The sequence below is a fragment of the Arthrobacter terricola genome (genome assembly GCF_004354015.1).
GTDB lineage: Bacteria > Actinomycetota > Actinomycetes > Actinomycetales > Micrococcaceae > Arthrobacter > Arthrobacter terricola.
Genome location: NZ_SMRU01000001.1, coordinates 298,898 through 320,915, shown reverse-complemented (window position 1 = coordinate 320,915; position 22,018 = coordinate 298,898). Strand labels below are relative to the sequence as shown.

Annotated in this window: 21 protein-coding genes and 1 tRNA gene; 12 read left to right on the top strand and 10 right to left on the bottom strand. The window is 62.6% G+C overall.

Annotated features, from left to right (window positions below; all coding sequences use genetic code 11):
* Positions 1-81 precede the first annotated feature (81 nt).
* The 6 genes from E1809_RS01590 to E1809_RS01565 all read left to right on the top strand — a co-directional run bounded on the left by E1809_RS01590 (position 82) and on the right by E1809_RS01565 (position 7,017).
* Positions 82-1,443 (top strand): GAF domain-containing protein, encoded by a 1,362-nt coding sequence (locus E1809_RS01590; RefSeq protein WP_133202462.1) that lies wholly within the window; start codon positions 82-84, stop codon positions 1,441-1,443.
* Positions 1,444-1,528: 85 nt separating this feature from the next.
* Positions 1,529-2,152, top strand: coding sequence for a hypothetical protein (locus tag E1809_RS01585; protein ID WP_235835374.1), 624 nt, complete (start codon positions 1,529-1,531; stop codon positions 2,150-2,152).
* Between the two features lie 141 nt (positions 2,153-2,293).
* Positions 2,294-3,817, top strand: a complete 1,524-nt coding sequence (exaC, locus tag E1809_RS01580; RefSeq protein ID WP_133202461.1) for an acetaldehyde dehydrogenase ExaC — start codon at positions 2,294-2,296, stop codon at positions 3,815-3,817.
* Between the two features lie 123 nt (positions 3,818-3,940).
* Positions 3,941-4,951 (top strand): alcohol dehydrogenase AdhP, encoded by a 1,011-nt coding sequence (adhP, locus tag E1809_RS01575; RefSeq protein ID WP_133202515.1) that lies wholly within the window; start codon positions 3,941-3,943, stop codon positions 4,949-4,951.
* On the top strand, positions 4,951-5,367 hold the full coding sequence (locus tag E1809_RS01570; RefSeq protein ID WP_133202460.1) for a DUF779 domain-containing protein: 417 nt from the start codon (positions 4,951-4,953) through the stop codon (positions 5,365-5,367). The genes adhP and E1809_RS01570 overlap by 1 nt, the downstream gene beginning before the upstream one ends.
* Positions 5,368-5,484: 117 nt before the next feature.
* Positions 5,485-7,017 carry an amino acid permease gene (locus tag E1809_RS01565; protein ID WP_133202514.1) on the top strand — a complete coding sequence of 511 codons (1,533 nt, stop codon included), beginning with the start codon at positions 5,485-5,487 and terminating at the stop codon, positions 7,015-7,017.
* Positions 7,018-7,363: 346 nt separating this feature from the next.
* Here the strand turns inward: E1809_RS01565 and E1809_RS01560 are convergent, their stop codons facing one another.
* The 3 genes from E1809_RS01560 to E1809_RS01550 form a co-directional block, all read right to left on the bottom strand.
* Positions 7,364-7,999 (bottom strand): DUF2461 domain-containing protein, encoded by a 636-nt coding sequence (locus E1809_RS01560; RefSeq protein ID WP_133202459.1) that lies wholly within the window; start codon positions 7,997-7,999, stop codon positions 7,364-7,366.
* A 521-nt stretch (positions 8,000-8,520) separates the two neighbouring features.
* Positions 8,521-9,972, bottom strand: a complete 1,452-nt coding sequence (locus E1809_RS01555) for a catalase (protein WP_133202458.1) — start codon at positions 9,970-9,972, stop codon at positions 8,521-8,523.
* A complete protein-coding gene (locus tag E1809_RS01550; RefSeq protein WP_133202457.1) occupies positions 9,969-10,460 on the bottom strand; it encodes a Fur family transcriptional regulator in 492 nt (163 codons plus the stop codon). The genes E1809_RS01555 and E1809_RS01550 overlap by 4 nt, the downstream gene beginning before the upstream one ends.
* Positions 10,461-10,618: 158 nt before the next feature.
* On the opposite strand from E1809_RS01550, the gene E1809_RS01545 reads away from it, so the two are divergent.
* Together E1809_RS01545 and htpX are read left to right on the top strand one after the other, a co-directional pair.
* Positions 10,619-11,890, top strand: coding sequence for an MFS transporter (locus tag E1809_RS01545; RefSeq protein WP_133202456.1), 1,272 nt, complete (start codon positions 10,619-10,621; stop codon positions 11,888-11,890).
* 108 nt (positions 11,891-11,998) lie between these two features.
* A complete protein-coding gene (htpX, locus tag E1809_RS01540; RefSeq protein ID WP_133202455.1) occupies positions 11,999-12,868 on the top strand; it encodes a zinc metalloprotease HtpX in 870 nt (289 codons plus the stop codon).
* A gap of 79 nt (positions 12,869-12,947) precedes the next feature.
* Here the strand turns inward: htpX and efeB are convergent, their stop codons facing one another.
* The 3 genes from efeB to efeU are packed head-to-tail and all read right to left on the bottom strand — an operon-like array spanning position 12,948 to position 16,476.
* Complete coding sequence (gene efeB, locus E1809_RS01535; RefSeq protein WP_133202454.1) at positions 12,948-14,351, bottom strand: iron uptake transporter deferrochelatase/peroxidase subunit; 1,404 nt, start codon at positions 14,349-14,351, stop codon at positions 12,948-12,950.
* Positions 14,348-15,556 carry an iron uptake system protein EfeO gene (gene efeO / locus E1809_RS01530; protein ID WP_133202453.1) on the bottom strand — a complete coding sequence of 403 codons (1,209 nt, stop codon included), beginning with the start codon at positions 15,554-15,556 and terminating at the stop codon, positions 14,348-14,350. Before efeO ends, efeB begins: the two co-directional genes overlap by 4 nt.
* A 38-nt stretch (positions 15,557-15,594) precedes the next feature.
* On the bottom strand, positions 15,595-16,476 hold the full coding sequence (efeU, locus tag E1809_RS01525) for an iron uptake transporter permease EfeU (RefSeq protein WP_133202452.1): 882 nt from the start codon (positions 16,474-16,476) through the stop codon (positions 15,595-15,597).
* 530 nt (positions 16,477-17,006) lie between these two features.
* Between efeU and E1809_RS01520 the strand changes: the two genes are divergently transcribed.
* Positions 17,007-17,477, top strand: a complete 471-nt coding sequence (locus E1809_RS01520; RefSeq protein WP_133202451.1) for a hypothetical protein — start codon at positions 17,007-17,009, stop codon at positions 17,475-17,477.
* Positions 17,478-17,535: 58 nt separating this feature from the next.
* Here E1809_RS01520 and E1809_RS01515 read toward each other — a convergent pair whose 3' ends face one another.
* From E1809_RS01515 to E1809_RS01505, 3 genes are all read right to left on the bottom strand, one after another.
* On the bottom strand, positions 17,536-18,084 hold the full coding sequence (locus E1809_RS01515) for an HNH endonuclease (protein WP_165962170.1): 549 nt from the start codon (positions 18,082-18,084) through the stop codon (positions 17,536-17,538).
* Between the two features lie 170 nt (positions 18,085-18,254).
* Positions 18,255-19,331 carry a TM2 domain-containing protein gene (locus E1809_RS01510; RefSeq protein WP_235835373.1) on the bottom strand — a complete coding sequence of 359 codons (1,077 nt, stop codon included), beginning with the start codon at positions 19,329-19,331 and terminating at the stop codon, positions 18,255-18,257.
* A gap of 336 nt (positions 19,332-19,667) precedes the next feature.
* Positions 19,668-20,159 carry a YajQ family cyclic di-GMP-binding protein gene (locus E1809_RS01505; RefSeq protein ID WP_133202449.1) on the bottom strand — a complete coding sequence of 164 codons (492 nt, stop codon included), beginning with the start codon at positions 20,157-20,159 and terminating at the stop codon, positions 19,668-19,670.
* 182 nt (positions 20,160-20,341) lie between these two features.
* Between E1809_RS01505 and E1809_RS01500 the strand changes: the two genes are divergently transcribed.
* A complete protein-coding gene (locus E1809_RS01500) occupies positions 20,342-20,608 on the top strand; it encodes a hypothetical protein (RefSeq protein WP_133202448.1) in 267 nt (88 codons plus the stop codon).
* A 129-nt stretch (positions 20,609-20,737) separates the two neighbouring features.
* Positions 20,738-20,819 (top strand) — tRNA-Tyr (locus tag E1809_RS01495).
* Between the two features lie 202 nt (positions 20,820-21,021).
* On the opposite strand, the gene E1809_RS01490 is transcribed toward E1809_RS01495, so the two are convergent.
* A complete protein-coding gene (locus tag E1809_RS01490) occupies positions 21,022-21,234 on the bottom strand; it encodes a hypothetical protein (protein WP_133202447.1) in 213 nt (70 codons plus the stop codon).
* 140 nt (positions 21,235-21,374) lie between these two features.
* Between E1809_RS01490 and E1809_RS01485 the strand changes: the two genes are divergently transcribed.
* Positions 21,375-21,920, top strand: coding sequence for an acyl-CoA thioesterase (locus tag E1809_RS01485; protein WP_133202512.1), 546 nt, complete (start codon positions 21,375-21,377; stop codon positions 21,918-21,920).
* The last annotated feature ends 98 nt before the right edge of the window (positions 21,921-22,018 follow it).

Genomic DNA, 22,018 nt, shown 5'->3' with positions numbered 1-22,018 from the left:
TTAGGGACGTGATCTGTACACAAACTCCAGGAACGGAACTAGACTGGCCCATACTGTGCCGCGACCGGTCATGGGAGTTCGATGACGAATCCAATCCATCCGCCAGCTTCGGTCGATGACGCCAAGCTGCTGCAACGCCACGCCTACGCAGGCCACGAACAGCTCGATTCCTGGCGCAACGGTACCTCGGACGCCACAGAGCTCTCCGGCCTCCGCAACCTCATCAAAGAATCGTGGCAACGGTCGGCACAGTTCATGGCGAACCCGGACCAGCCGGAGGCGCCGCTGGCAATGGAAGTCGACGAGCTCGAGGATTACCGCCGGCAGCATCCGCTCGCCACCATCATGCCCGTGATCCAAAAACTCCTCATCCAGCCCAGCCATGAGAGCGGACTCCTGGTGGCGGTCGGCGATGAACTCGGCCGGTTGCTGTGGGTGGACGGAAATCCGGTATTCCGGCACCGCGCCGAAGGCATGATGTTCGTGGCGGGCGCCGATTGGTCCGAAGCGGCAGTCGGAACGAGTGCGCCGGGAACCGCTCTCGCCCTGGGGCGCGGCATCCAGATATCGGGCGCCGAGCACTACAAACGCTCGGTCCATCCGTGGAGCTGCACCGCAGTGCCCTTCCACGATCCCGACTCGGGCGCTCTCCTCGGCGTCGTCGACATCACAGGCACGGAAGCCGCCGTCGCGCCCCACACGCTGTCCCTCGTCGAGGCGACTGTCGCCGCGGCCCAGGCCCAGTTGCGCGTCGAGCGGCTCCAGCTCGCGGCCAACCGGCGTGCCCAGCCTGCCCGACGGCGGAACTCGCCCGCCGTCGTCGGCTCCCGGGAGGGGACCGGGCTGTACCGGAACAGCCTCCAATTGCTCGGCAGGGACCAAGCCCTCTTGAGCATCGGCGGGCGCAGTATTCCGCTTTCGGCCAGGCACAGCGAGATCCTGGCTCTTCTCGGGACCCACCCGGACGGACTCAACGCCGAGGAACTCGCGATGGCGCTGTACCCGGGCGACGGTTCCACCGTCACGCTCCGCGCCGAAATGGTGCGACTGCGCAAAGTACTCCACGAACTGGATCCCGCGGCCGTCCCGGAGTCCCGGCCGTACCGGCTGCCGATCGACCTCGGCCTGGACGCCGCCCAGGTCCTTTCCTGCCTCCAGCGGGGAGCGCACCGGATTGCCCTCGGCGTCTACAAAGGTGCCGTCCTCCCGCATTCGGAAGCGCCCGGAATCGTGGAGCTGCGGCAGAAAGTCTCGGCCCTCCTGCGTGAAGCAGTCCTCACGGACGGCAGCGCCGACGCGCTCCTCAAGTACGCCGCGCTTCCTGAAGCGAGGGACGACGTCGACGTGCGGCTTGCCGCCCTCAGGCTCCTGCCGCCGCGCTCACCCAGGCGGGCCGCCGTCGTCGCCGAGCTTGAACGTTTGGAGAACGAACTGTCCGCCTGACGTTACGGAGGCTGGCGGGCTATCAGGTAATACGTGGGTACGGGCCGTATCGTAGGACCCGAACCCAACGAAAGAAGCTTCCTCCGTGCTGAACAAACGCCTCGCCGTTGCCCTGACCCTGTCCGGAATCCTTGTGGGAGCCAGTGCTTGCGGGGCGCCGACCCAAGCGGCTTCCACGGCATCCACGGCTTCGACGGCAGAACCGACGGCGGCTGCATCCGCAAGCGGTGCGGGCTGGGACATCAACCCGGCAGGGGCGGACCAGAGAATCAAGGCGGCGGGCCTCGAAATCCTCACAGCCGAAGGCACTGCGGAGCACTATCACGCCCACCTTGACGTCCTTGTCAACGGCAAGCCTGTTTCGGTTCCGGGTGGGATCGGCTTCACCTTCGGGACTGACGGGCAACCGAACGGCATCTCCGCACTGCACACGCACGACACTTCCGGTGTCATCCACATCGAAGCCCCCACCGCCGGGCTGAAATACACCGTGGGGCAGGTCCTCAAGGAATGGGGTGTCCTGGACGGCAAGGATGCCACCGGTGCGCCGCATGGCGGAACCGCCGGATGGACCGCTTACGTCAACGGCGCCAAGCAGGACGGCGCGGTGGGCGACATTGTCCTCAAAGCGCACGAAGAGGTCGTGCTCTCCTATGGCACCGCACCCTCCACCATTCCGAGTTCGTACGCCTTCCCGGCGGGCCTTTAGCTCATGGGCCTTTAGCTCGCTCGCCTTTAGGCGCTCCGTTTGTGAGCTGCCCCACACCGTTGCAACCTGCTTGCAACCTCAACGCTCCTACGCTCGACGCAATGGCGATAGCCACCATGATGCGCAGCAAAGGAGCTAGCAATGACTGTTTACGCACAGCCAGGGGCAGAAGGTTCAAAGGTCAGCTTCAAGGACCGTTACGAGAACTGGATCGGCGGGGAGTGGGTTGCCCCGGTCAAGGGGCAGTACTTCGAGAACATCACTCCCGTCACCGGAAAAGCCTTCTGTGAGGTTGCGCGCGGCACGGCCGAGGACATCGAGTTGGCGCTAGACGCCGCGCACAAGGTAGCTCCATCCTGGGGCAGGACTTCCGCAACCGAGCGCGCCGCCGTCCTGAACAAGATCGCCGACCGCATTGACGAGAACGTCGAGCTGCTGGCAGTTGCCGAAACGTGGGACAACGGCAAGCCCGTTCGGGAGACACTGAACGCGGACATCCCGTTGGCCGCGGACCACTTCCGTTACTTCGCTTCGGCCATCCGGGCGCAGGAAGGTCATTTGTCCCAACTGGACGATGACACCACGGCCTACCATTTCCACGAGCCCCTGGGGGTCGTCGGTCAGATCATTCCGTGGAACTTCCCCATACTCATGGCCGTCTGGAAGCTCGCGCCGGCGCTCGCCGCGGGCAACGCCGTCGTGCTCAAACCGGCGGAACAGACTCCGGCCTCCATCCTGGTCCTGATGGAATTGATCTCCGACCTTCTCCCGGCGGGTGTGGTCAACGTTGTCAACGGCTTTGGTGTCGAGGCCGGAAAGCCGCTGGCGTCCAGCCCGCGGATCCGCAAGATCGCCTTCACTGGCGAAACCACCACAGGCCGGTTGATCAGCCAGTACGCGAGCCAAAACCTCATCCCGGTCACGCTGGAACTCGGCGGCAAGAGCCCCAACATCTTCTTCGACGACGTCGCTGCGCAGAACGACGCGTTCTATGACAAGGCGCAGGAAGGATTCACCCTGTTCGCCTTCAACCAAGGCGAAGTATGCACCTGCCCTTCGCGGGCCCTGGTCCAGGAAGGGATGTACGACTCCTTCATGGCGGACGCTGTCGCACGAGTGGGCACAATCATCCAGGGCAATCCGCTGGACACCGACACGCAGATCGGCGCCCAGGCTTCGAACGACCAGCTGGAGAAGATCCTCTCGTACATCGACATCGGAAAGCAGGAGGGTGCCAAGATCCTTGCCGGGGGCGCCCGTGCGGAACTCCCGGGTGAGTTGGCTGGCGGTTATTACGTCCAGTCGACCATTTTCGAGGGGCACAACCGGATGCGTATCTTCCAGGAGGAGATCTTCGGTCCGGTGGTTTCGGTTACGAAGTTCAGCGACTATAACGACGCCATCGGCATTGCCAACGACACCCTTTACGGACTCGGCGCCGGCGTGTGGTCACGAAACGGCAATGTGGCTTACCGGGCTGGACGGGAAATCCAGGCGGGCCGGGTCTGGGTGAACAACTACCACGCCTACCCGGCCGGTGCCGCGTTCGGCGGCTACAAGTCCTCGGGCATCGGACGTGAGAACCACGCGATGATGCTGGACCACTACCAGCAGACCAAGAACCTGTTGGTCAGCTACAACGAGAACAAACTCGGCTTCTTCTAGGAGTTTGTGTACAGATAACGCCTTTTTGACGGCCTTTTGACGGCCTTTTTGGCGGCGTTATCTGTACACAAACTCGAAGCCGGAAGACAACAAAACTACTTAGGAGAATCGCCAATGACGACGATGAACGCAGCAGTTGTGACGCAATTCGGAACCGACCTTCAGGTCTTGGAAGTGGAACGCCCGACGCCGGGTCCCGGCGAGGCGCTCGTCCGACTGATCACCTCAGGGGTCTGCCACACCGACTTGCACGCGGCCGAGGGGGACTGGCCGGTCAAACCGACACCTCCATTCATTCCAGGCCATGAAGGCGTCGGCGAGGTGGTGGAACTCGGCGAGGGAGTCACGGATCTGGCTGTTGGAGACATGGTAGGGAATGCATGGCTTTGGTCTGCCTGCGGGGATTGCCAATATTGCCGAACGGGATGGGAGACGTTATGCGAAGCCCAGAAAAACGGTGGCTACAGCGTGGACGGTTCCTTCGGCGAGTACATGCTGGTGGACACCCGCTTTGCCGCCCGCATCCCGGCAGGTTCGGATCCGGTGGAAGTCGCACCGGTGTTGTGCGCAGGGGTCACCGTGTACAAGGGCTTGAAAATGACTGAAGCCAAGCCGGGCCAATGGGTGACGATTTCCGGCATCGGCGGATTGGGGCACATCGCAGTGCAGTACGCCGTTGCCATGGCATTCCGCGTCGCCGCCGTCGATATAGCCGATGACAAGTTGGCGCTTGCCCGGCAGCATGGCGCCGAGGTAACGGTGAATGCGTTGCATGAAGATCCGGCCGAGGCGATCCAGCGGGAGACAGGCGGCTCGCATGGCGTCTTGGTGACGGCCGTTCACCCCTCGGCATTCGGGCAAGCCATCGGCATGGCACGGCGCGGCGGGACGATCGTCTTCAACGGACTGCCTCCGGGGGATTTTCCGGCTCCGATTTTCGACATCGTGCTCAAGGGTCTGACTGTCAGGGGCTCGATCGTGGGAACGCGCCAAGACCTGGAAGAAGCACTCGACTTCTATGCTCAGGGCAAGATTCATCCGACGGTTTCCACCAGGGAGTTGTCCGAGGTCAACGCGGTCTTCGAGGAAATGAAGCACGCCAAAATCGACGGTCGCGTGGTTCTCAGGTTCTGATGGAAGCACCCAGGCTGGAAGCCGCTGTGACGCTGCCCGGGGAAGACTTTTCCCGGGTGGCGCTCACCGCCGCCGCCATTGAACTTTTGAATAAACTATGGGAGCAACACGGGCCGCTGATGTTCCATCAATCGGGTGGTTGTTGCGACGGTTCCTCGCCGATGTGCTACCCGGCAGGCGAGTTCCTGACGGGTGATTCCGACGTCCTCCTCGGTCGATTCGATATTGGTGCTGAAGATTGTCCTCAGCCTTTGGAATTCTGGATGTCGAGGGAACAGTTCGAATATTGGTCCCATACCCATTTGACCGTCGACGTGGTGCCGGGCAGGGGGAGCGGCTTTTCCGTTGAATCGCCGGAGGGCAAGCGTTTCCTCATACGTTCCACTCTGATGGAATGGAACGTCCCCAAGCCGTAGATTGGCCTGTCAGCCCTTCTGGCCGTCTCGCGATGTGGGACAAATGTGATCGTCCAATGGATGGACACTACTCTTGATGAGTCTGTTTCTACCCCCATCAAGATTGTGGACTCTTTTATGAACCTCTTCCGGACCAAGTCGATCGAGCAGTCCATTGCGGACGCCGATGAACCCGGACGCAAGCTCAAGCGTTCCCTCAGCACATGGGACCTGATGATCATGGGAGTCGCCGTTGCTGTCGGCGCCGGCATTTTCTCCGTTGGTGCGAAGGCCGCCGCAAACTTTGCCGGACCCGCGGTGACGATCTCCTTCGCGGTCGCTGCGGTAACCTGCGCATTGGCCATCATGTGCTACGCCGAATTCGCCACTGCAATCCCCGTAGCCGGGTCTGCCTATGTTTTCACCTACGCCACGATGGGTGAGGTGCTCGCCTGGACCATCGGTTGGAACCTCATCCTTGAACTCTTTACGGCTGCAGCCGTCATCGCGAAGTACTGGGGAATCTACCTCAGCAAGGTGTTCGCTCTCATGGGGGTCGACATGCCTCCCGCGGTGAACATCGGTGGCGTCGATCTCTATTGGGGTGCGTTCCTGATTGTCGCAATCTTCACAGTGCTCCTCGTGCTCGGTACAAAGCTTTCAGCCCGGGTGGGCAACATCTTCACGATGATCAAGATCGCCGTGGTGCTGTTCGTGATCATCGTCGGCTTCACGTACGTGAAGTTCTCCAACTACACGCCGTTTATCCCGTCGTCGCAGCCCACTGGGGGTAACGGTGGCGCTGACGTCATGAAGCAGTCGCTCTTCGGCTTCCTGACCGGCGCGGTTCCGGCGCAGTACGGGACGCTCGGCATTTTCGCTGGCGCGGCCCTGGTGTTCTTCGCCTTCATCGGCTTCGACGTCGTTGCCACTTCCGCGGAAGAGGTCAAGACTCCGCAGAAGACCCTGCCGCGGGGTATCTTCGGTGGCTTGGCCCTTGTAACGGCCCTGTACATCCTGGTCTCCCTCGCTCTGACCGGCATGGTGTCCTACAGGCAGTTGGCTCAGGCCGAGAACCCCACACTGACCACGGCCTTCGAAGCCGTAGGCAACACGGACGCGGCCAAGGTCATCGCCTTCGGCTCGCTGATCGGTTTGACCACGGTCATCATGGTGCTGCTCATGGGCTTGGCCCGTGTGGTCCTCGCCATGAGTCGTGACGGACTCCTGCCTCGCGCCCTGTCCAAGACAAGCGACAAGCGTTCGACGCCGGTGCGGCTCCAGATCATTTGCGGCGCGGCTGTGGCAATCGTGGCCGGCCTGACCAACGTGGACCTCCTCGAGGAAATGATCAACATCGGGACCCTTTCAGCATTCGTCATGGTGAGCCTTGGCATTCTGGTCCTGCGAAAGCGGCGCCCCGACCTGAAACCAGCATTCCGGGTACCGTTCGGCAAAGTTCTCCCCGTGGTGTCTGCCATCTTGTGCCTCTACCTGATGACTAACTTGGCCGTGGAGACCTGGATCTTCTTCGCGATCTGGCTGGCAATCGGACTCGCCATCTACTTCGCGTATGGACAGAGGCACTCCCGCCTGAACGAGAAGTTCGCCGAAGCGAAGTCAGCCGTTGCTGCACCTGACGCAGACAGCGAGGACCTCACGAAGGTCTAGCACCGCAGGGAACCAACGGTGTCCGGTTCCTCTAGTAGAGAACCCCTTGGGCCGCACGGTCTGAGGGGTTCTCCTGCTTCGTCGCACCCACTCCCCGCGCACACGTTGCTGCGTGGTGATGAGTTTGGTGCCGGCGCGGGATTGCGGGGCGCGGGCTCGTTATGGTGCGGGGCGGAGTTGGCGGGGCGCGGGTTCGTTACGGTGCCTGGCTTCGGGCGTCCCGGATAGGATGCCGAGCGGTTCGCGCGAAGCGTTGGATGTTACCTGCCTGGTCGCACACACACGCGACGCATCGCTAGGCGCCGGGCGAAGTTCGGGTCGTGTCAGACGGGGCGTCGTCAACGGGTCAGGGTGCCGCGTGCTCGCTCATCCATTCGACCAGTGGCCGCAACTGCTCCCATCGGGCGGCAATTTCCTTCTTCGCTTCCGACGTGGACAACCAATCGGGTTCGCCCAGTTCGATTCCCGCGGACAGGGACTTGTGCTTGAGCAATTCTGCCCGGGGATGGTCTTTGTCGAATCCACGTGGCACGGTCTTCAGTTTCTCCCCTTCTATGGCGAAGCCAGCGGCTGCGACTGCTTCGACAATATGTTGTAGCGCTTCTCCGCTGACCGGGGCATCGACAGCGGCACGGAATCGGTTGATTTGAGCGGGCGAATGCGAGTGGCAACCGCCACCGATAAGCAGGCCTTCTGCGCTCAGTTGGACGTAGAAGCCCGTGCCTTCCTTGGTGGCCGCGAATGCTCCTTGGGCAGTCTTGTAGGGCGATTTGTCGGCCGAGAACCGGATGTCCCGATTTGGGCGGAAGATCTTGGCCGGACCGAATTGGTCCTCAAGCTCCGCAAGAAGCAGGGACAAAGGCTCCTTGACCGATGAGTCGTAGACATCCTTATGTTCCAACCACCACTCGCGGTTGTTGTTGTCTTCAAGTTCGGCGTAGAACGCGATGGCGGCAGCGGGGATTCCGGTAAATGTGCTCATGGAAGGATCCTATGGACGGTCGCGCAACCATGACCAGAGCCCAAATTGACTATGTGGAAAACCTCGGGGGATGGGACGCGATCCCCGGAAGAGGATCCGGCTGACCCTCACCGCATTCATGCCAAGGTTGAATTTGTGCGCGGGAAAGTCATCGCCCCGCCGGTGTGCCGATGCCTGCCCGGGCGAACCTTCGTCGCGAACGTGTTGGTCCAGCTCTGAGCTTGTTTCCTATCCGGCGCCTACGAGCGCTGGTTCCGAAAACGAGCTGCGGGCCGGGCGTGGGCAGTGCGGACTTGTTCGTCCAGTTCTGGGCTTGTTTCGCATTCGGAGTCGTCCCGCAAACAAGCCCCGGTCCTTCCCGTCCCGCCGGTCAAACCAAGCCCAACCCAACCCATCCCCAAAACCAAAGCAGCCCCGCTGTGGAGAAATCCACAGCGGGGCTGCTTTGCGTGCAACGCGTTCAGCGAAGCCGGAGCCGAAGCCCTGCGTTGCTAAAGCTTGTTGGCCGCTTCAGCGTCCGATTAGCCTTCGCCGGCGCCGAGGTTGGCGCGCAGTTTGGCGCCGAGTTCGGCGTCGACGTTGGTCCAGTACTGGATGGCGCGTTCTTTGATGTCGGCGCTCTTGACGCCGCCGACTGCACCGGTGATGGTTTCGAGGAAGCGGGCCTTTTCGCCGTCGTTGTAGACATCGCGGTACAGGTTGCCTGCCTGGACGAAGTCGCCGTCCTCGGCGTGCAGGGAGTGGGCGGCGTGGGTGAGTTCGCCGTCGTTCTCCCAGCCAGCGGCCGGGTTCTGCTCAACGGCAGCCGGGCCGCCGACGGAGTTCGGCGCGTAGACCGGAACCGAGGGGGCGTTGAACAGGAAACGTCCCGCGCCGTCCTGGCTGTAGTTGTTGACCTCGTTCTTGGGCTGGTTCACCGGGATCTGGGCGTGGTTGGTGCCCACGCGGTAGCGGTGTGCGTCGGCGTAGGAGAAGATGCGGGCCTGCAGCATCTTGTCCGGGGAAGCGGCGATACCCGGGACGAAGTTCGAGGGCGCGAAGGTGGCCTGCTCGATCTGCGCGAAGTAGTTCTGCGGGTTCTTGTTCAGCTCCATGGTGCCGACGTGGATCAGCGGGTAGTCCGAGTGCGGCCACACCTTGGTCAGGTCGAACGGGTTGAAGCGGTAGGTCTTGGCGTCCTCGTAGGGCATGACCTGCACGTGCAGTTCCCAGGACGGGAAGTTGCCGGCGTCGATGTTTTCGTAGAGGTCGCGGATGTAGAAGTCGGCGTCGGAACCGGCCAGTTCTTCGGCGCGGTCGCCGGAGATGGACTTCACGCCCTGGTTGGACTTGAAGTGGTACTTGACCCAGAAGCGTTCGCCTTCGGCGTTGATCCACTGGTAGGTGTGCGAGCCGTAGCCCTGCATTTCACGCCAGGACGCGGGCAGGCCGCGGTCGCCCATGAGCCAGGTGACCTGGTGGGCGGACTCGGGGGAGAGGGTCCAGAAGTCCCACTGCATGTCGGCGTTGCGCAGGTGGGTGCCCGGGAGGCGCTTCTGGGAGTGGATGAAGTCCGGGAATTTGATGCCGTCGCGGATGAAGAACACCGGGGTGTTGTTGCCCACGAGGTCGTAGTTGCCCTCGGAGGTGTAGAACTTCACGGCGAAACCGCGGGGGTCGCGCCAGGTGTCCGGGGAACCGTTCTCGCCGGCGACGGAGGAGAAACGGATGAGCATGTCCGTCTCGACACCCTGCTGCAGGAAGGCGGCCTTGGTGTACTTGGAGACGTCCGAGGTGGTCTTGAACGTACCGAAGGCGCCGCCGCCCTTGGCGTGGACCACACGCTCCGGGACCCGCTCGCGGTTGAACTGCGCGAGCTTTTCCACCAGGTAGTGGTCGGTCAGGATGATGGCACCATCAGCGCCAACGGACTTCGAATGCGCGTCCGAAATGACGGGTGCGCCCGACTGGGTAGTCGAAATCTTCGCGGTCATCGTTCTCCTATTTCGTGGGTTGCATACGTTTGAGTAGGAAGCTGTTGTTTTGCCTGGCAGTCCTGGCAGATGCCTTGGTACAGCACATCTGCGATCTGGATGGTCATTGGCTTGGAATGTTCATCCCAATGCGGAGTGAGGCATGGTGCATGGCCGACGGCGCAATCGACGTCCTCCACCCTGCCGCAACTGATGCACACGGCGTGGTGGTGGTTGTCTCCTACCCGCGTTTCGTACAACGCCGGCGAATGGGGTGGCTCGAAGCGCCGCAGCATCTGTAAGTCCGTGAGGTCGCTCAGTACCACGTAAACAGACTGCGCTGTCAGCTCGGGGAGGTCCTTGCGCGCGGCGGCCAGAATGGCCTCGGCAGGGGAATGCGGGTGGTTCTGAACGGCAGCAAGAACGGCGAGACGCTGTTTGGTAACGCGGCGTCCGTGGGAATGCAGGGCGGAAGCCCACGCTTCCTGGTCCACCGTGTGATCTGCCATACCCCCATTGAAGCACTTATTATGAGTTCTTCACAATAAGGCGAGGCTAAGTTGGGCGCGGGTCGCGGACGCGCCCCGCCGCACTGCCGGGGATCCCGACGTCGGACGCTACAGTTGCGCGGTCATCGCGCCGCTTGGTTGCTCGGTAGGGTTGGACGGTGGCGAAACTCCTGGCTGACATCACACCCTTGCGCGAGAGCCCGGCATTCAGGGGCTTATGGCTAGGGTCTTCCGTGTCGATGGTCGGATCGCAGTTGACGCTCGTTGCCGTCAGCCTCGAGGTTTACAGCATCACGCAGCAAAGCCTCTATGTGGGCCTGCTCAGTATTTTTGCCTTGGTTCCCCTGGTGGTCGCGGGATTGTTCGGCGGAGCAGTGTCCGATGCATACGACCGCCGGAAGGTCGCCATTGCGTCGTCCCTGCTCTTGTGGGCCTGCTCAGGGGCCCTTGCCCTCCAGGCCTGGCTCCAAGTGAACAACGTGTGGGTGTTGTTCGCCCTCGTCGCTGTCCAGAGCGGCGCCCAAGGCATCAACGGTCCCGCGCGGAGTGCCATCATCCCGCTGTTGGTCCGGAAGGAACTGCTGCCCGCCGCGAACGCACTGAGCATGCTCAACATGGGCATCTCGATGACGTCGGGCCCCCTCCTGGCCGGCGTCCTCGTTGCTTCGAGCGGCTTTGGCTGGACCTACACGATCGACGCCGTCAGCTTCGCATTCGCGCTCTGGAGCCTGTTCAGGCTTCCGGCCATGCCACCCGCCGACGGTGCGTCGGCACCCGGGCTGCGCTCCGTCGTCGAAGGCTTCCGCTTCCTGGGCACCCGGCCCAACCTCCGCATGACGTTCGTCATCGACCTCATCGCCATGATTTGCGCCCAGCCGCGGGCGCTCATGCCCGCGATCGCGGCCACCATGCTCGGTGGCGGCGACACAACGGTGGGTATCCTGCTCGCTTCGGTCGCCGTCGGAGCCTTCCTTGCCGGGCTCTTTTCGGGTCCTCTCGGAAGAGTGCGTCGGCAGGGGAATGCGGTGGTTTGGTCTGTCGCCGGCTGGGGCTTTTCCATCGCGGCTTTCGGCCTCGTGGTTGTGCTGGCCGGCGACTCGGGACGCGGCGGCGCGACCCCTTGGATCATCCTGGCGGCGTTGTGTTGCGGGGTCGCCGGTATCTCGGATTCCGTGAGTGCCGTCTTCCGGACAACCATCCTGCAGTCGGCCACGCCCGACCATATGCGCGGACGCCTGCAAGGAGTGTTCATCGTGGTGGTCGCCGGTGGCCCGAGGGTCGGGGACATGCTCGCTGGTGGCGTGACGAAAGCGCTCAGCGAGGGGTGGGTATTGTTGCTGGGCGGTGTGTCGTGCGCGGTCCTGGCGTACCTCGTGTCCCGCTGTCAGGGCGGATTTCTGCAGTACGACGCCCAGCACCCCGTGCCCTAGCGGCGCGTGCCGTGCCCCGTACACCAAGCAAACTTATGCTGGAACGTAAGAGCACCCATCGGCGTTAATTGATGCATCACCGCGAGATAACTCCAAGAAAGTAGTGAAGTGCATAATCATCACAATGGCCTGAAAACCGCAGCGCTGTTCGGTGTGCTTTGGGCGGTGCTGCTTGGACTTGGTGCCGTGATCGGTGCGGGTACCCGCAGTGCGTCGCCCCTGTGGATCATGGCGCTGATCGGTGTTGCCACCACGGCCTATGGATATTGGAACAGCGACAAAATCGCCCTGCGCTCAATGTCGGCCTTCCCGGTCTCGGAAGAGCAAGCTCCGCAGCTGTATTACATCGTGCGAGAGCTTTCGATGCGGGCGAACCAGCCCATGCCGCGCATTTACGTTTCGCCCACCATGACGCCTAATGCTTTCGCCACCGGCCGGAATCCGAAGAATGCCGCCGTGTGCTGCACCGAGGGCATCCTCCAGTTGCTCGACGCCCGCGAGCTCCGGGGCGTACTTGGGCATGAACTCATGCACGTCTACAACCGCGACATCCTGACCTCATCCATCGCTGCCGCCGTAGCGGGCGTCATTACCTCGGTGGGCCAGATGTTCCTGTTCTTCGGCGGCGGGGACCGGAGGAACGCCAACCCGATCGCGATGCTCGCCATGGCCCTTCTCGCCCCGTTTGCCGCTTCGCTGATCCAGCTCGCCATCTCCCGGACCAGGGAGTACGACGCCGACCACGACGGTGCCGAACTCACTGGCGACCCGTTGGCACTCGCCTCAGCCCTGCGGAGGATCGAGGCGGGCGTCAAGCAGGTGCCGTTGCCGCAGGATCAGCGCCTCGTCAACACTTCGCACCTCATGATCGCCAACCCGTTCCGCGGCGGTGCGGTGACCAAGCTGTTCGCTACCCACCCGCCGATGCGGGACCGCATCGAGCGTCTCGAGCGGATGGCTGGACGGCCTCTTTCCTAAGGGTACGCACACCCGGCCGCCGCGCACTTTCGACGGCGGCCCTCGCGCCGCCGTCACGCGCTTTCGACGACGGCGGTCCTCAGGTGAAGAGTCCGTCGCCGATGAATCCGCCAGGCTTGAAACCCGGGGGCACTGCGAACAGGCCCGAACCCGTGTGCTTCAAGTATTCGAGCGCCAGCCTGTCGCTCTTCGCCATGGCCATCTGCATGGGCACGTAGTGCGTCCTCGGATCCTTCACGAATGCGATGAAGAACAGGCCGGCGTCCAAGTGCCCGACTCCGTCCGAGCCGTCTGTGTAGTTGTAGCCACGACGCAGCATCTTCACGCCGTTGTTCTGATCCGCGTGGGCAAGGCGGACATGGGAGTCGAGGGCAATCAGCGGCTCACCGTCGCGGCCCTTGATTCCGAAGTCCGGCACGGAGAATTCCTCACCTCCGGACAGCGGCGCCCCGGCACCCTTTGTCCGGCCGATCAAGCCCTCCTGTTCCCGCAGCGACGTCCGGTCCCAGATCTCGATGAGCATCCGGATCCGGCGCGAGACGAGGTAGCTGCCTCCGGACATCCAGGCTTCACCCGGACGGGTTCCGGCAGTGGCCCACACGTGGTCGTCCAGGAGCGAAGTGTCCTCCGACTTGAGGTTGGCAGTGCCGTCCTTGAAGCCGAAGAGGTTCCGCGGAGTTGCCTGTGCCCTGGAAGTGGAGGAGGTCCGGCCGAAGCCGAGTTGGGACCAGCGGACGCGGACGTTTCCGAAGCCGATCCGGGCGAGGTTGCGGATCGCGTGGACGGCCACTTGGGGGTCGTCGGCGCACGCCTGGACCACGAGGTCCCCGCCGGTCCGTTCCGGTTGGAGGGCGTCGCCGGGGAAATGCGGCAAGTCGATCAGGGCGTCGGGGCGCCGGCCTTCCAGGCCAAAACGGGCCTTCCCGTCCTTCTCGAAGAAGCTCGGGCCGAAGCCGAACGTCAGCGTGAGGTTCCCGGCGCCGAGGTCGAGCGCCTCACCTGTGTCTTCCGGCGGGGCGTCGTATGGGCCGTCGACGGCGCCGGTCGCGCCCGTAGTCCGGCCGGCAGTCATGGCTTCGGCCGCCGCGGTCCAGTCCTTGAGCAGCTTGATCACGGCGGCGCGATCTTCCACTGTGACGTCGAAGGCGGCCATATGGAGGCGGTCCTGCGCCGGAGTGACAATGCCTGCCTGGCGCTCGCCGTAGAAGGGAACCACGGAACTCGGGGCGGTTGCCGGTGCAGCTGACGCCGCGACGGCGTCATGGCCCAAGTAGCCCGCGGCGAGCCCCGCGACGGCGCCGGCACCGCCGATGCCGGCAAGGGACAACAGTCCGCGACGTGAGAACCCGCGCTTCGCCGGTTCCGACGCCGGCCCAGCCGCAGAGCCAGCCGACCCGGCCGCCGCGCCAGCCAGCCCGACGGCGGAAGGTCCGCTCCCGCCGTCGGGCGCCTCAGGCTCGTGGTTGAACGGGCAGCCGGTCACAGGACCACAGCCGAGGTGAGCTTCGAGAGCGGTTCCCCGAGGGCGTCGACGAGGGCCGCGAGCTGCTGGACATCGGCAGGCTTGAGCTCGTTGTAGTAGACGAATCCGTAGCCTTTGGAATGCTTCTTGAGCTCAGCCTGCAATGCGGCGAACTTCTCGTCGAGGCTCGTGGCCAGCGCGGCGTCCTTCTGCGTGAGGGCGGGCTTGAGGTTTTCGAAGGCGATCCGGGCGCCGTCGACGTTGGCCTGGAAGTCCCAGAGATCGGTGTGCGACCAGGTTTCCTCTTCGCCGGTCACCTTGCCCCGGGCCACCTCGTCGAGCAGTTCCTTGGCGCCGTTGCCGAGTTTGTCCGCCGAAAGCTCCACGGTCCGTGTGCGCTTGCCGAGTTCCTCGGTGTCCGCGACGAGCTGTGCTGCGAGGGCCTGGCGCTCCGCCGCGCTGAGGGCCGTGTAGCCCGTGGGCGGGAACAGGTCCTCTTCAGCGCGGTGCCAACCGGTCCACGTCTGGCCGGGTTCGAGGTCGGCCTCGCGCGCGTCGAGCTTGGGGTCGAGGTCGCCAAACGACTCGGCGACCGGTTCGATCCGTTCCCAGTGCATGCGGGTCGAAGCGTAGAGATCGCGCGCCTTTGCACTGTCTCCGGTTGCGTAGGCATCAGCAAATGCCTTGGTTCCCGTGACGAGCTGCTCCGTCTGGTCCTTGACGTAGGCCGTGTATTGCTGGACTCCGGTGTCCACGAGTTTCTGGAAGTCGGCGTCCACTGTGGACTTGGTGCCGGAATCGGTGACTTGGAAGGCGGAGCGGATGCCGTCGCCCTGCATGCCCGGCTTGCAAGCCGTGGTGTACTTGCCCGGCGATGCGGTGACCACGAGGTTTCGGGTCAGTCCGGGCCCGATGTTCTCTACTTCGCCCACGATCCGCAGCCCATCTTCAGCAAGCAGGTAGAACTCCGTGACCTCCGTGCCGTCGTTCTTGACGGCGAAGCTCAGGTTGCCGCTCGCTGCGCTCGTGGCGGAAATCTTGCACTCGGTGGTGGTGCTGGTGACCTGGATGGGTCCTGCCGACGCACTGGAACCGGAGGGTTTGGCGTTGTCGGTGCAGCCGCTGAGGACCAGGGGAACGGCTGCGGCTGCCGCGATCACGGCGAGGGACTTCCGGGCGGCGGACTTCTTCGGAAAGCTGATTTTGGGCAGGGTGGGGCCAGGCATGGGGGTGTCCTTCGTTTTTGGGGGTGCGGGAAAATCGACTAAGCGGCCGTGGCGGCGCGGGAGTCAGGCGTTGCGTCCTTGCCTTGGACGGCCGCGGTGTTGCCGTGGGGCTTGGACGGTCCGGACCTGTTGGCCCGGATATAGAAGACCAGGACCGGAATGACGTACAAGAGCCAGGCACCGGCCTGCAGCCACGTGGTTTCCGGCGACAGGTTGATGGTTCCCTTCAGCAGCGTTCCGTACCAGGACGACGGCGGGATGGCGGCGGAAACGTTGAATGCGAGGCTGTCGAGGCCCGGGAGGATCCTGGCTTCCTGGAGGTCGTGGAGGCCGTAGGCGAGGACACCGGCTGCGATGACGATGAGTCCCACCCCGGTCCAGGTGAAGAAGCGCGAGAGGTTGACCTTGAGCACTCCGCGGTGGAGGAGGTACCCGAGTCCTGCGGCGACAGCCAGGCCAAGCAGCGCGCCTAGGAGCGGTTGGGTCGACTCCCCGCTGGCCTGCGCGGCCGCCCAGAGGAAGAGCGCCGTCTCAAGCCCTTCCCGGCCCACCGCGAGGGCGGCGACCAGGACGAGGCCCCACACGGTTCCGTCGGCCATCTTGTCCACTTTGGCCTTGAGTTCGCCGCCGAGGCTGCGTGCCGTCCGTGCCATCCAGAAGACCATCCACGTGACCAGGGCGACGGCCAGAATGGACAGCCCGCCGCCGATCGCTTCCTGTGCCTCGAACGTCAGCCCTTTCGGGCCAAAGGTGAGGAGGGCGCCGAATGCGACGGACACGGCGACGGCGAGTCCGACTCCGGCCCACAGGCGTGGGAGCAGCGAGCGGCGCCCGGTCTTGACCAGGTAAGCCATGAGGAGGACGACGACGAGGGTCGCTTCGAGGCCCTCGCGGAGGCCGATCAGGAAGTTGGCGGTCATGTGGCATCTTTCGTTAGGGGAGCCACACTTAGGCTCGCCTAAGAAAAAACAGTACCCGCTGGAGGGGATTCCGCAAAAGAAACGTGTCGTAATTATTTGGAGGTTACGCAGTGGTGGTTGTCACGCCAGGCAGGCTTTTGCTGCCCCCGGGTCGCCGCGCCCTCGGGATTCCAGGGTCTCTTTCCGGCTACCGTCCCAAAAGGTTGCGTCGCGTGACACGGCGCGGCTGGCCTGCAGACCGCCAAAGCAGAACGACGACGGCGCGTCGCCCGCTTAGGGGGCAGCGCGCCGTCGTCGTACTTCTTGGAAGCGGCCTAAGCCGAAACTGAAAGCTAGCTGCGGAAGTTGACGAACTGCCAGCTACCGGTTGGGGGGTGTTGACGAGGGTTGAAATGCGCTAGATTCCGGGGATTCTAGGGTTGACCGCGATAGCACGAAAATGGTGGTTTGCGGACCTCTTGCGGACTTTCTGCGGACTACCCAGCGTCCGCACCATCACTGGAGACCACTAATCGAAAGAAGAGCCCATCATGAACAAGGGACTGATCGAGGCGTTGCGCGACGCCTTCAACGAGGCGCGTGCAACGGCCCGCGCGACCGAGGATATGAACCTGAGTGCTCTGGACCTCAGGGCAGCTTTCAAAGCTGACGACGAGGCTGTGGCGCGGTTCCTTGACCTTTTGAAAGGGGTAGGCGAGCCCCCTGAACGGCGTCCCGATGGTCTGCGAACCCCCGAGCAGGTCGCCAAAGACCTCGGAGGGATCAGTCCGTCCACCATCCGCACCCTCATCCGCGAAGGGCACATCGAATACACGCCGCTCGCGCGTAAGAAGTTCGCGCTCACTGACGCGCAAGTCGACGGGATGCTTGCGTACCTCGCACGCAAGGAGAAGGCCAAGACGGAGAAGGCCAGGGCCCCGCGCGCTGTTGAGTCGCCGTTCCCGTCCACGTCGCGGTCGAAAGCTTCCCGCCGGAAGGTGACAGGCCGGGACGTGGAATAGGCCAATAACGACGCTGCTACTGTCCCAATGATCCCGGCAACAGGCCCGGTGCGACTGCCTACTTGCCAAGTTGGCACAACTGGCGCATTGGCTTCAGGGTCTCGAGGTCTTGGCGGTGCATTCGTATGTAGGCTCTCGCGTGGCTGGCTCTCAAATTCAGGCCGTCAATCTGATCTTGGAATGAACGGAGTCTTGGCTTGTCGGCGCGACGTCCAGCAGTGTCCTTCAGCCCCTTTTGCTCCCGCCGGATCCCGCGCAGCTCCCTGTTGACGTCCTTCAGCTCGGTTTCTCGTCGGCAAATAAGCATGTGAAGCCACAAGTCTGGGTGGGTGTTCCTGAAGACCATGCGCTCTAGATTGGCTCGATATTCCGAGGGCGCGAACTGGTCCGCAGCACCGTCTGATTTCAGAATGTTGCACGCCCTGTGGGACAGGTTGACGTTCCCCCAGACATCCAGACCTCCTGCGGATATGGGAATCACATGGTCGATCTCGGGACTGCGAGGATCCAGGCCGCGTACCTCCAGGTCAACTAGTCCCTGGCATAGCCAGCAAATTCCCTTGTCGCGGTAGTACAAATCCGTTACCGCAGTACGGCGCGTTTTCATCAGCGGTATCTTTGCTCGCGATACCATCTCGAATCTAATTTCCAATGATCGGTCCTTTCGCGCCGTCGCAGCCAGAGCGCTCACGGGCTTATCTCCCACCAGAGGGTGCCGCGCTCCGATGGGGGGCGCGGCACCCGTGCAGACGGGGACGTTATGGCTTCCTAGGCCATCTACTGGGGGGTGATTGTCCAGTCGCCGCTTGACGTGACCTGAACAAATCCCGGGGCAGTCAACTGAACAGTCCCCTTGTAGGATCCGATGGTGTTGACCGCGAGCTCGGGAAACGATCCTCCATACCCGTTGACAACGAAGTTGCTCTCGCCTTGGTTGGTGATCGCGGCCTTCGTTGACGTGCCTGACAGAAAGACCACTTGGTCCCCATGACCGCTTGCCACGCCGCTAGTTGGCTTAATCGTGGTGATGTCAGCGATTGTCAATGTCCAGTTTCCGGTGGCTTGGACGGTGAATTCAGAGGTTACCGAGCCGTTCGAGGTGTCCACGATGTGGCTTCCGGTGTAAGCGCCGATGGTGTTGACCAGAAGGCTGTCGCCTCCGTTGGTCTTCAAGACGGTGTTGCCGTCACAGGCCGGGCAGGTGAAGGTCACGATGGCCGGGGCGCCCGCGAGGTTTGCTGTTTTGATGTCGTCACCGGTGCCGGTGAATGTCTGGGTGGCTACCTTGGGCGCCGTTGGCGCTGCCTGAGTGGCCTGTGCGGGTGGTGTCGTCGCCGGTCCAGTGTCCGCGCCCTTAGCCTGTGACGCCGGAGCGGTTGAAATCGGTGTCGCATTCTTGACGGCCGATACGCTGGCTGCGACACTGCTGGCGCTTACTATGATCCCGCCAACCAGAAGAACTGCGGTGACGATGAGGGCCACGAGCTTGTGCTGACCATAACCCTGGAGCGGCTGCCCCTTTTTGTCGGTTTGTTTACCCGCCAAGGTGATGATGAGGTCAACAAGCGACCAGATCCCGAAGCCACCGAAGGTGACCAACTTCAGGATGCCCGTTCCGACCTTTCCAAGATAGAAGCGGTCTATGCCAAGACCTCCGACGAGAAGTGATAACAGCCAGGTCGCAAGGAAAGACTTCTGACCAGTAGGCAGCGGTGGTGCGGGATACGTGGGTGCTGCGCCTGGAGTGGGAGGCCCATACGGGCTCGCTTGACTCATCTCGATCCTTTCGAGGCCGGCAAATAACACGCCGATAGTGGAGTGATGGTTGGCCATGAGGGCGAGGTCTTCGACCACGACGGGAAAGCCGAAAGGGCTCCTGCAACAAGGCTCATGGCTCACTCCCCCCAAAGAGTCGCACTGTGGCGTTGGCGCCTATACAGGCGCCCTTGGACTGGATCGTAGTACCGGGGCCTGACACTGTCTATATCTTCGGTCTGAGCGCCCTTGCCGGGGTTCGTGCGTGGGGTGTCGCTGGCCTTGATCAGGCGTTGACGGGGATCCGTCGAGACTCGATGACCCTTGGAGCGAAGACAAAACGAGGACCGCAGGATCAAGGCTGATCGCTGCGGTCCTCGGGGATTCTGCGGACTACTGAAGCAACTTCCCAGTAATCACAAGGCAGAACCGGTCTTAGCTGCGGAAGTTGACGAACTGGAGGTCCGCCTCTTCGAACTTCTTCAGGATGTTCATGGTTTCCTGGAGGTCGTCGCGGGACTTCGACGTGACGCGGAGCTCGTCGCCCTGGATCTGGGACTTGACGGACTTCGGAGCTTCGTCGCGGATGATCTTGTTGATCTTCTTCGCGATGTCCTGGGCGATGCCCTCCTTGATGGAGCACTCCAGGCGGAATTCCTTGCCGGAGGGGTACGGCTCACCCTGGTCGAGGGACTTCAGGGAGATGCCGCGCTTGATGAGCTTGGACTGGAATACGTCCAGGACTGCGAGGACGCGGTCCTCGGAGTTGGCCTTCATGAGGATCTTCTCGCCGCTGAAGTCGATTTCCGCGCCGACGCCCTTGAAGTCGTACCGCTGGGCGATCTCCTTCTGGGACTGGTTGAGCGCGTTGGCAACTTCCTGCTTGTCGACCTTGCTGACGACGTCGAATGTGGATTCGCCTGCCATGACTCTCCTTTGATGGTGATTTGCGGCCCGGAGGGCGCATTTGTCTGCCATCCAGCCTAGTACGGAAGCGCCCGGGATGGGCTTTGGGTTCACAGTCAGCTCACAGGATGTGCTAGGTCGGAACTGAGACTGCAACGTAAGAGTTGTACGTGTTGGAAGAGCCCATCCTGAAAGGGAGCACTATGAGCCACCATGCCGTCCGTTACGTCACCAAGTCAGCAGCTGCCGCCGCCGGGTCGATTGGAGCCGCCGCCGCTACCGCAGCAAGTGCTGTCGCAGCAGCCGCCGTCGCCGCTTCCGTGGTCCTGAGCCCCGTGCCGGATGCTGCGTCTCGGATGGATGGTGTTCATGCCGACCTTCAGCGGGCCGTGCAACTCAACCAGATCACCGCTGAGCAGGCGGCCAGTTTCGAAGCCAAACTCGCCGGCCGGATCTTCGGTGATGCCTGAGAAACCGCGTGTTTCCGGGCTTTCGGGCCTCGATTCGATTCTTCGGCAGAAGTTCTGTAAGGTTGTCTTGCTCGCGCTTACGGGATCGGAAACGAAACGGTTGGTGTGAGTGATCTTCTTTTGAAGTTCGGCAGATTACCCGAGCGGCCAAAGGGGGCTGACTGTAAATCAGCTGGCACTGCCTACGGGGGTTCGAATCCCTCATCTGCCACAAAATGAGATCCCCGGAACCATATGGTTCCGGGGATTTTTTTGTTTGCCTGCGACGCAGATTCCGTCCCGCGACGCGGATTGGGTCTGGCGATGCCGGTTCGGTCTCGCGACACGGAAATGGACTGGCGCACCTGGAATTCCAGGGGCGCGGGGCATTTTCGGCGTCGCCGGCGAATTTCCGCGTCGAAAAGTTGGTCGGATTAGTTGGCCAGCCAGTAGCCATCCAGATGGTGCACCAATTGCCGGCCCAGTCCGCCTTTCAATTGGATCCACAAAGTGCTGCGGTCGTTGGTCATGCCGTCCAGGGTCCCCACGATCCTGTTGCCGCGGGTATCCTCGAGGACCAATTCCTGATGCAGTGGAAGTTCCGGCCATACTTCTGCATGCGGGGTTGCGGTCTGGGTGGTGCTCACGGGATCTCCTTGGTGCTTCTTGCTTTTTATTTCCAGACATTCTGCCTGCGGCATGTGAACCGACGGTAAACGACATGCCATGAAGTGACACACAAAACAAAAGCTTTCCCCATTTATTACCCACGGGTAACATGACTGGAATGCACCTGCTGCTGCGTACCCTGTTGCTCCTGTTCACTTCCTCCAAGCGAAGCCGGCTCAGCGTTTGGGACACGTCGTCCCTCCCAATGCGGGCCCTGCCAACGGACATTGACATTGCCATGCACGTCAATAATGGAATGTATTTTTCGCTCATGGATCTGGGCCGCTTCGACCTCATGGTTCGGGCTGGGATCTGGCAAAAGATGCGTCGACGGGGCTGGACGCCAGTAGCCGCGGGGGAGACCATCGCTTTCCGGAAGTCATTGCGACTCTGGCAGCGCTACACGATTGAGTCGCGGATTATCGGGCTTGATTCCAAGGCCATTTATTTTGAACAACGCATGGTGGTGGACGGCGAAATCTACGCCCGCGCACATATTGCGACGAGGCTTGTGGCCAACGGCCGTCCGGTAAGCCAGGAAACCATCCTGGCGGAATTCGGCGCACCTCCGGCCGGCCTTGAACTCCCTGAGTGGATCCACGAATGGCGTGAAAACAACGCGCTTCCGGGCTCGCGCAAGCCGGCCCCGCATCTCTGGCGCTGACAGCCGCGCCGGCCGCACCGCCGTCGTCGTGCTTTATTCCCGATTAGCCGGGTAGCGAACAAGGGCGACTTAGCGGGCATCCTCGCGTACGGTGGAAA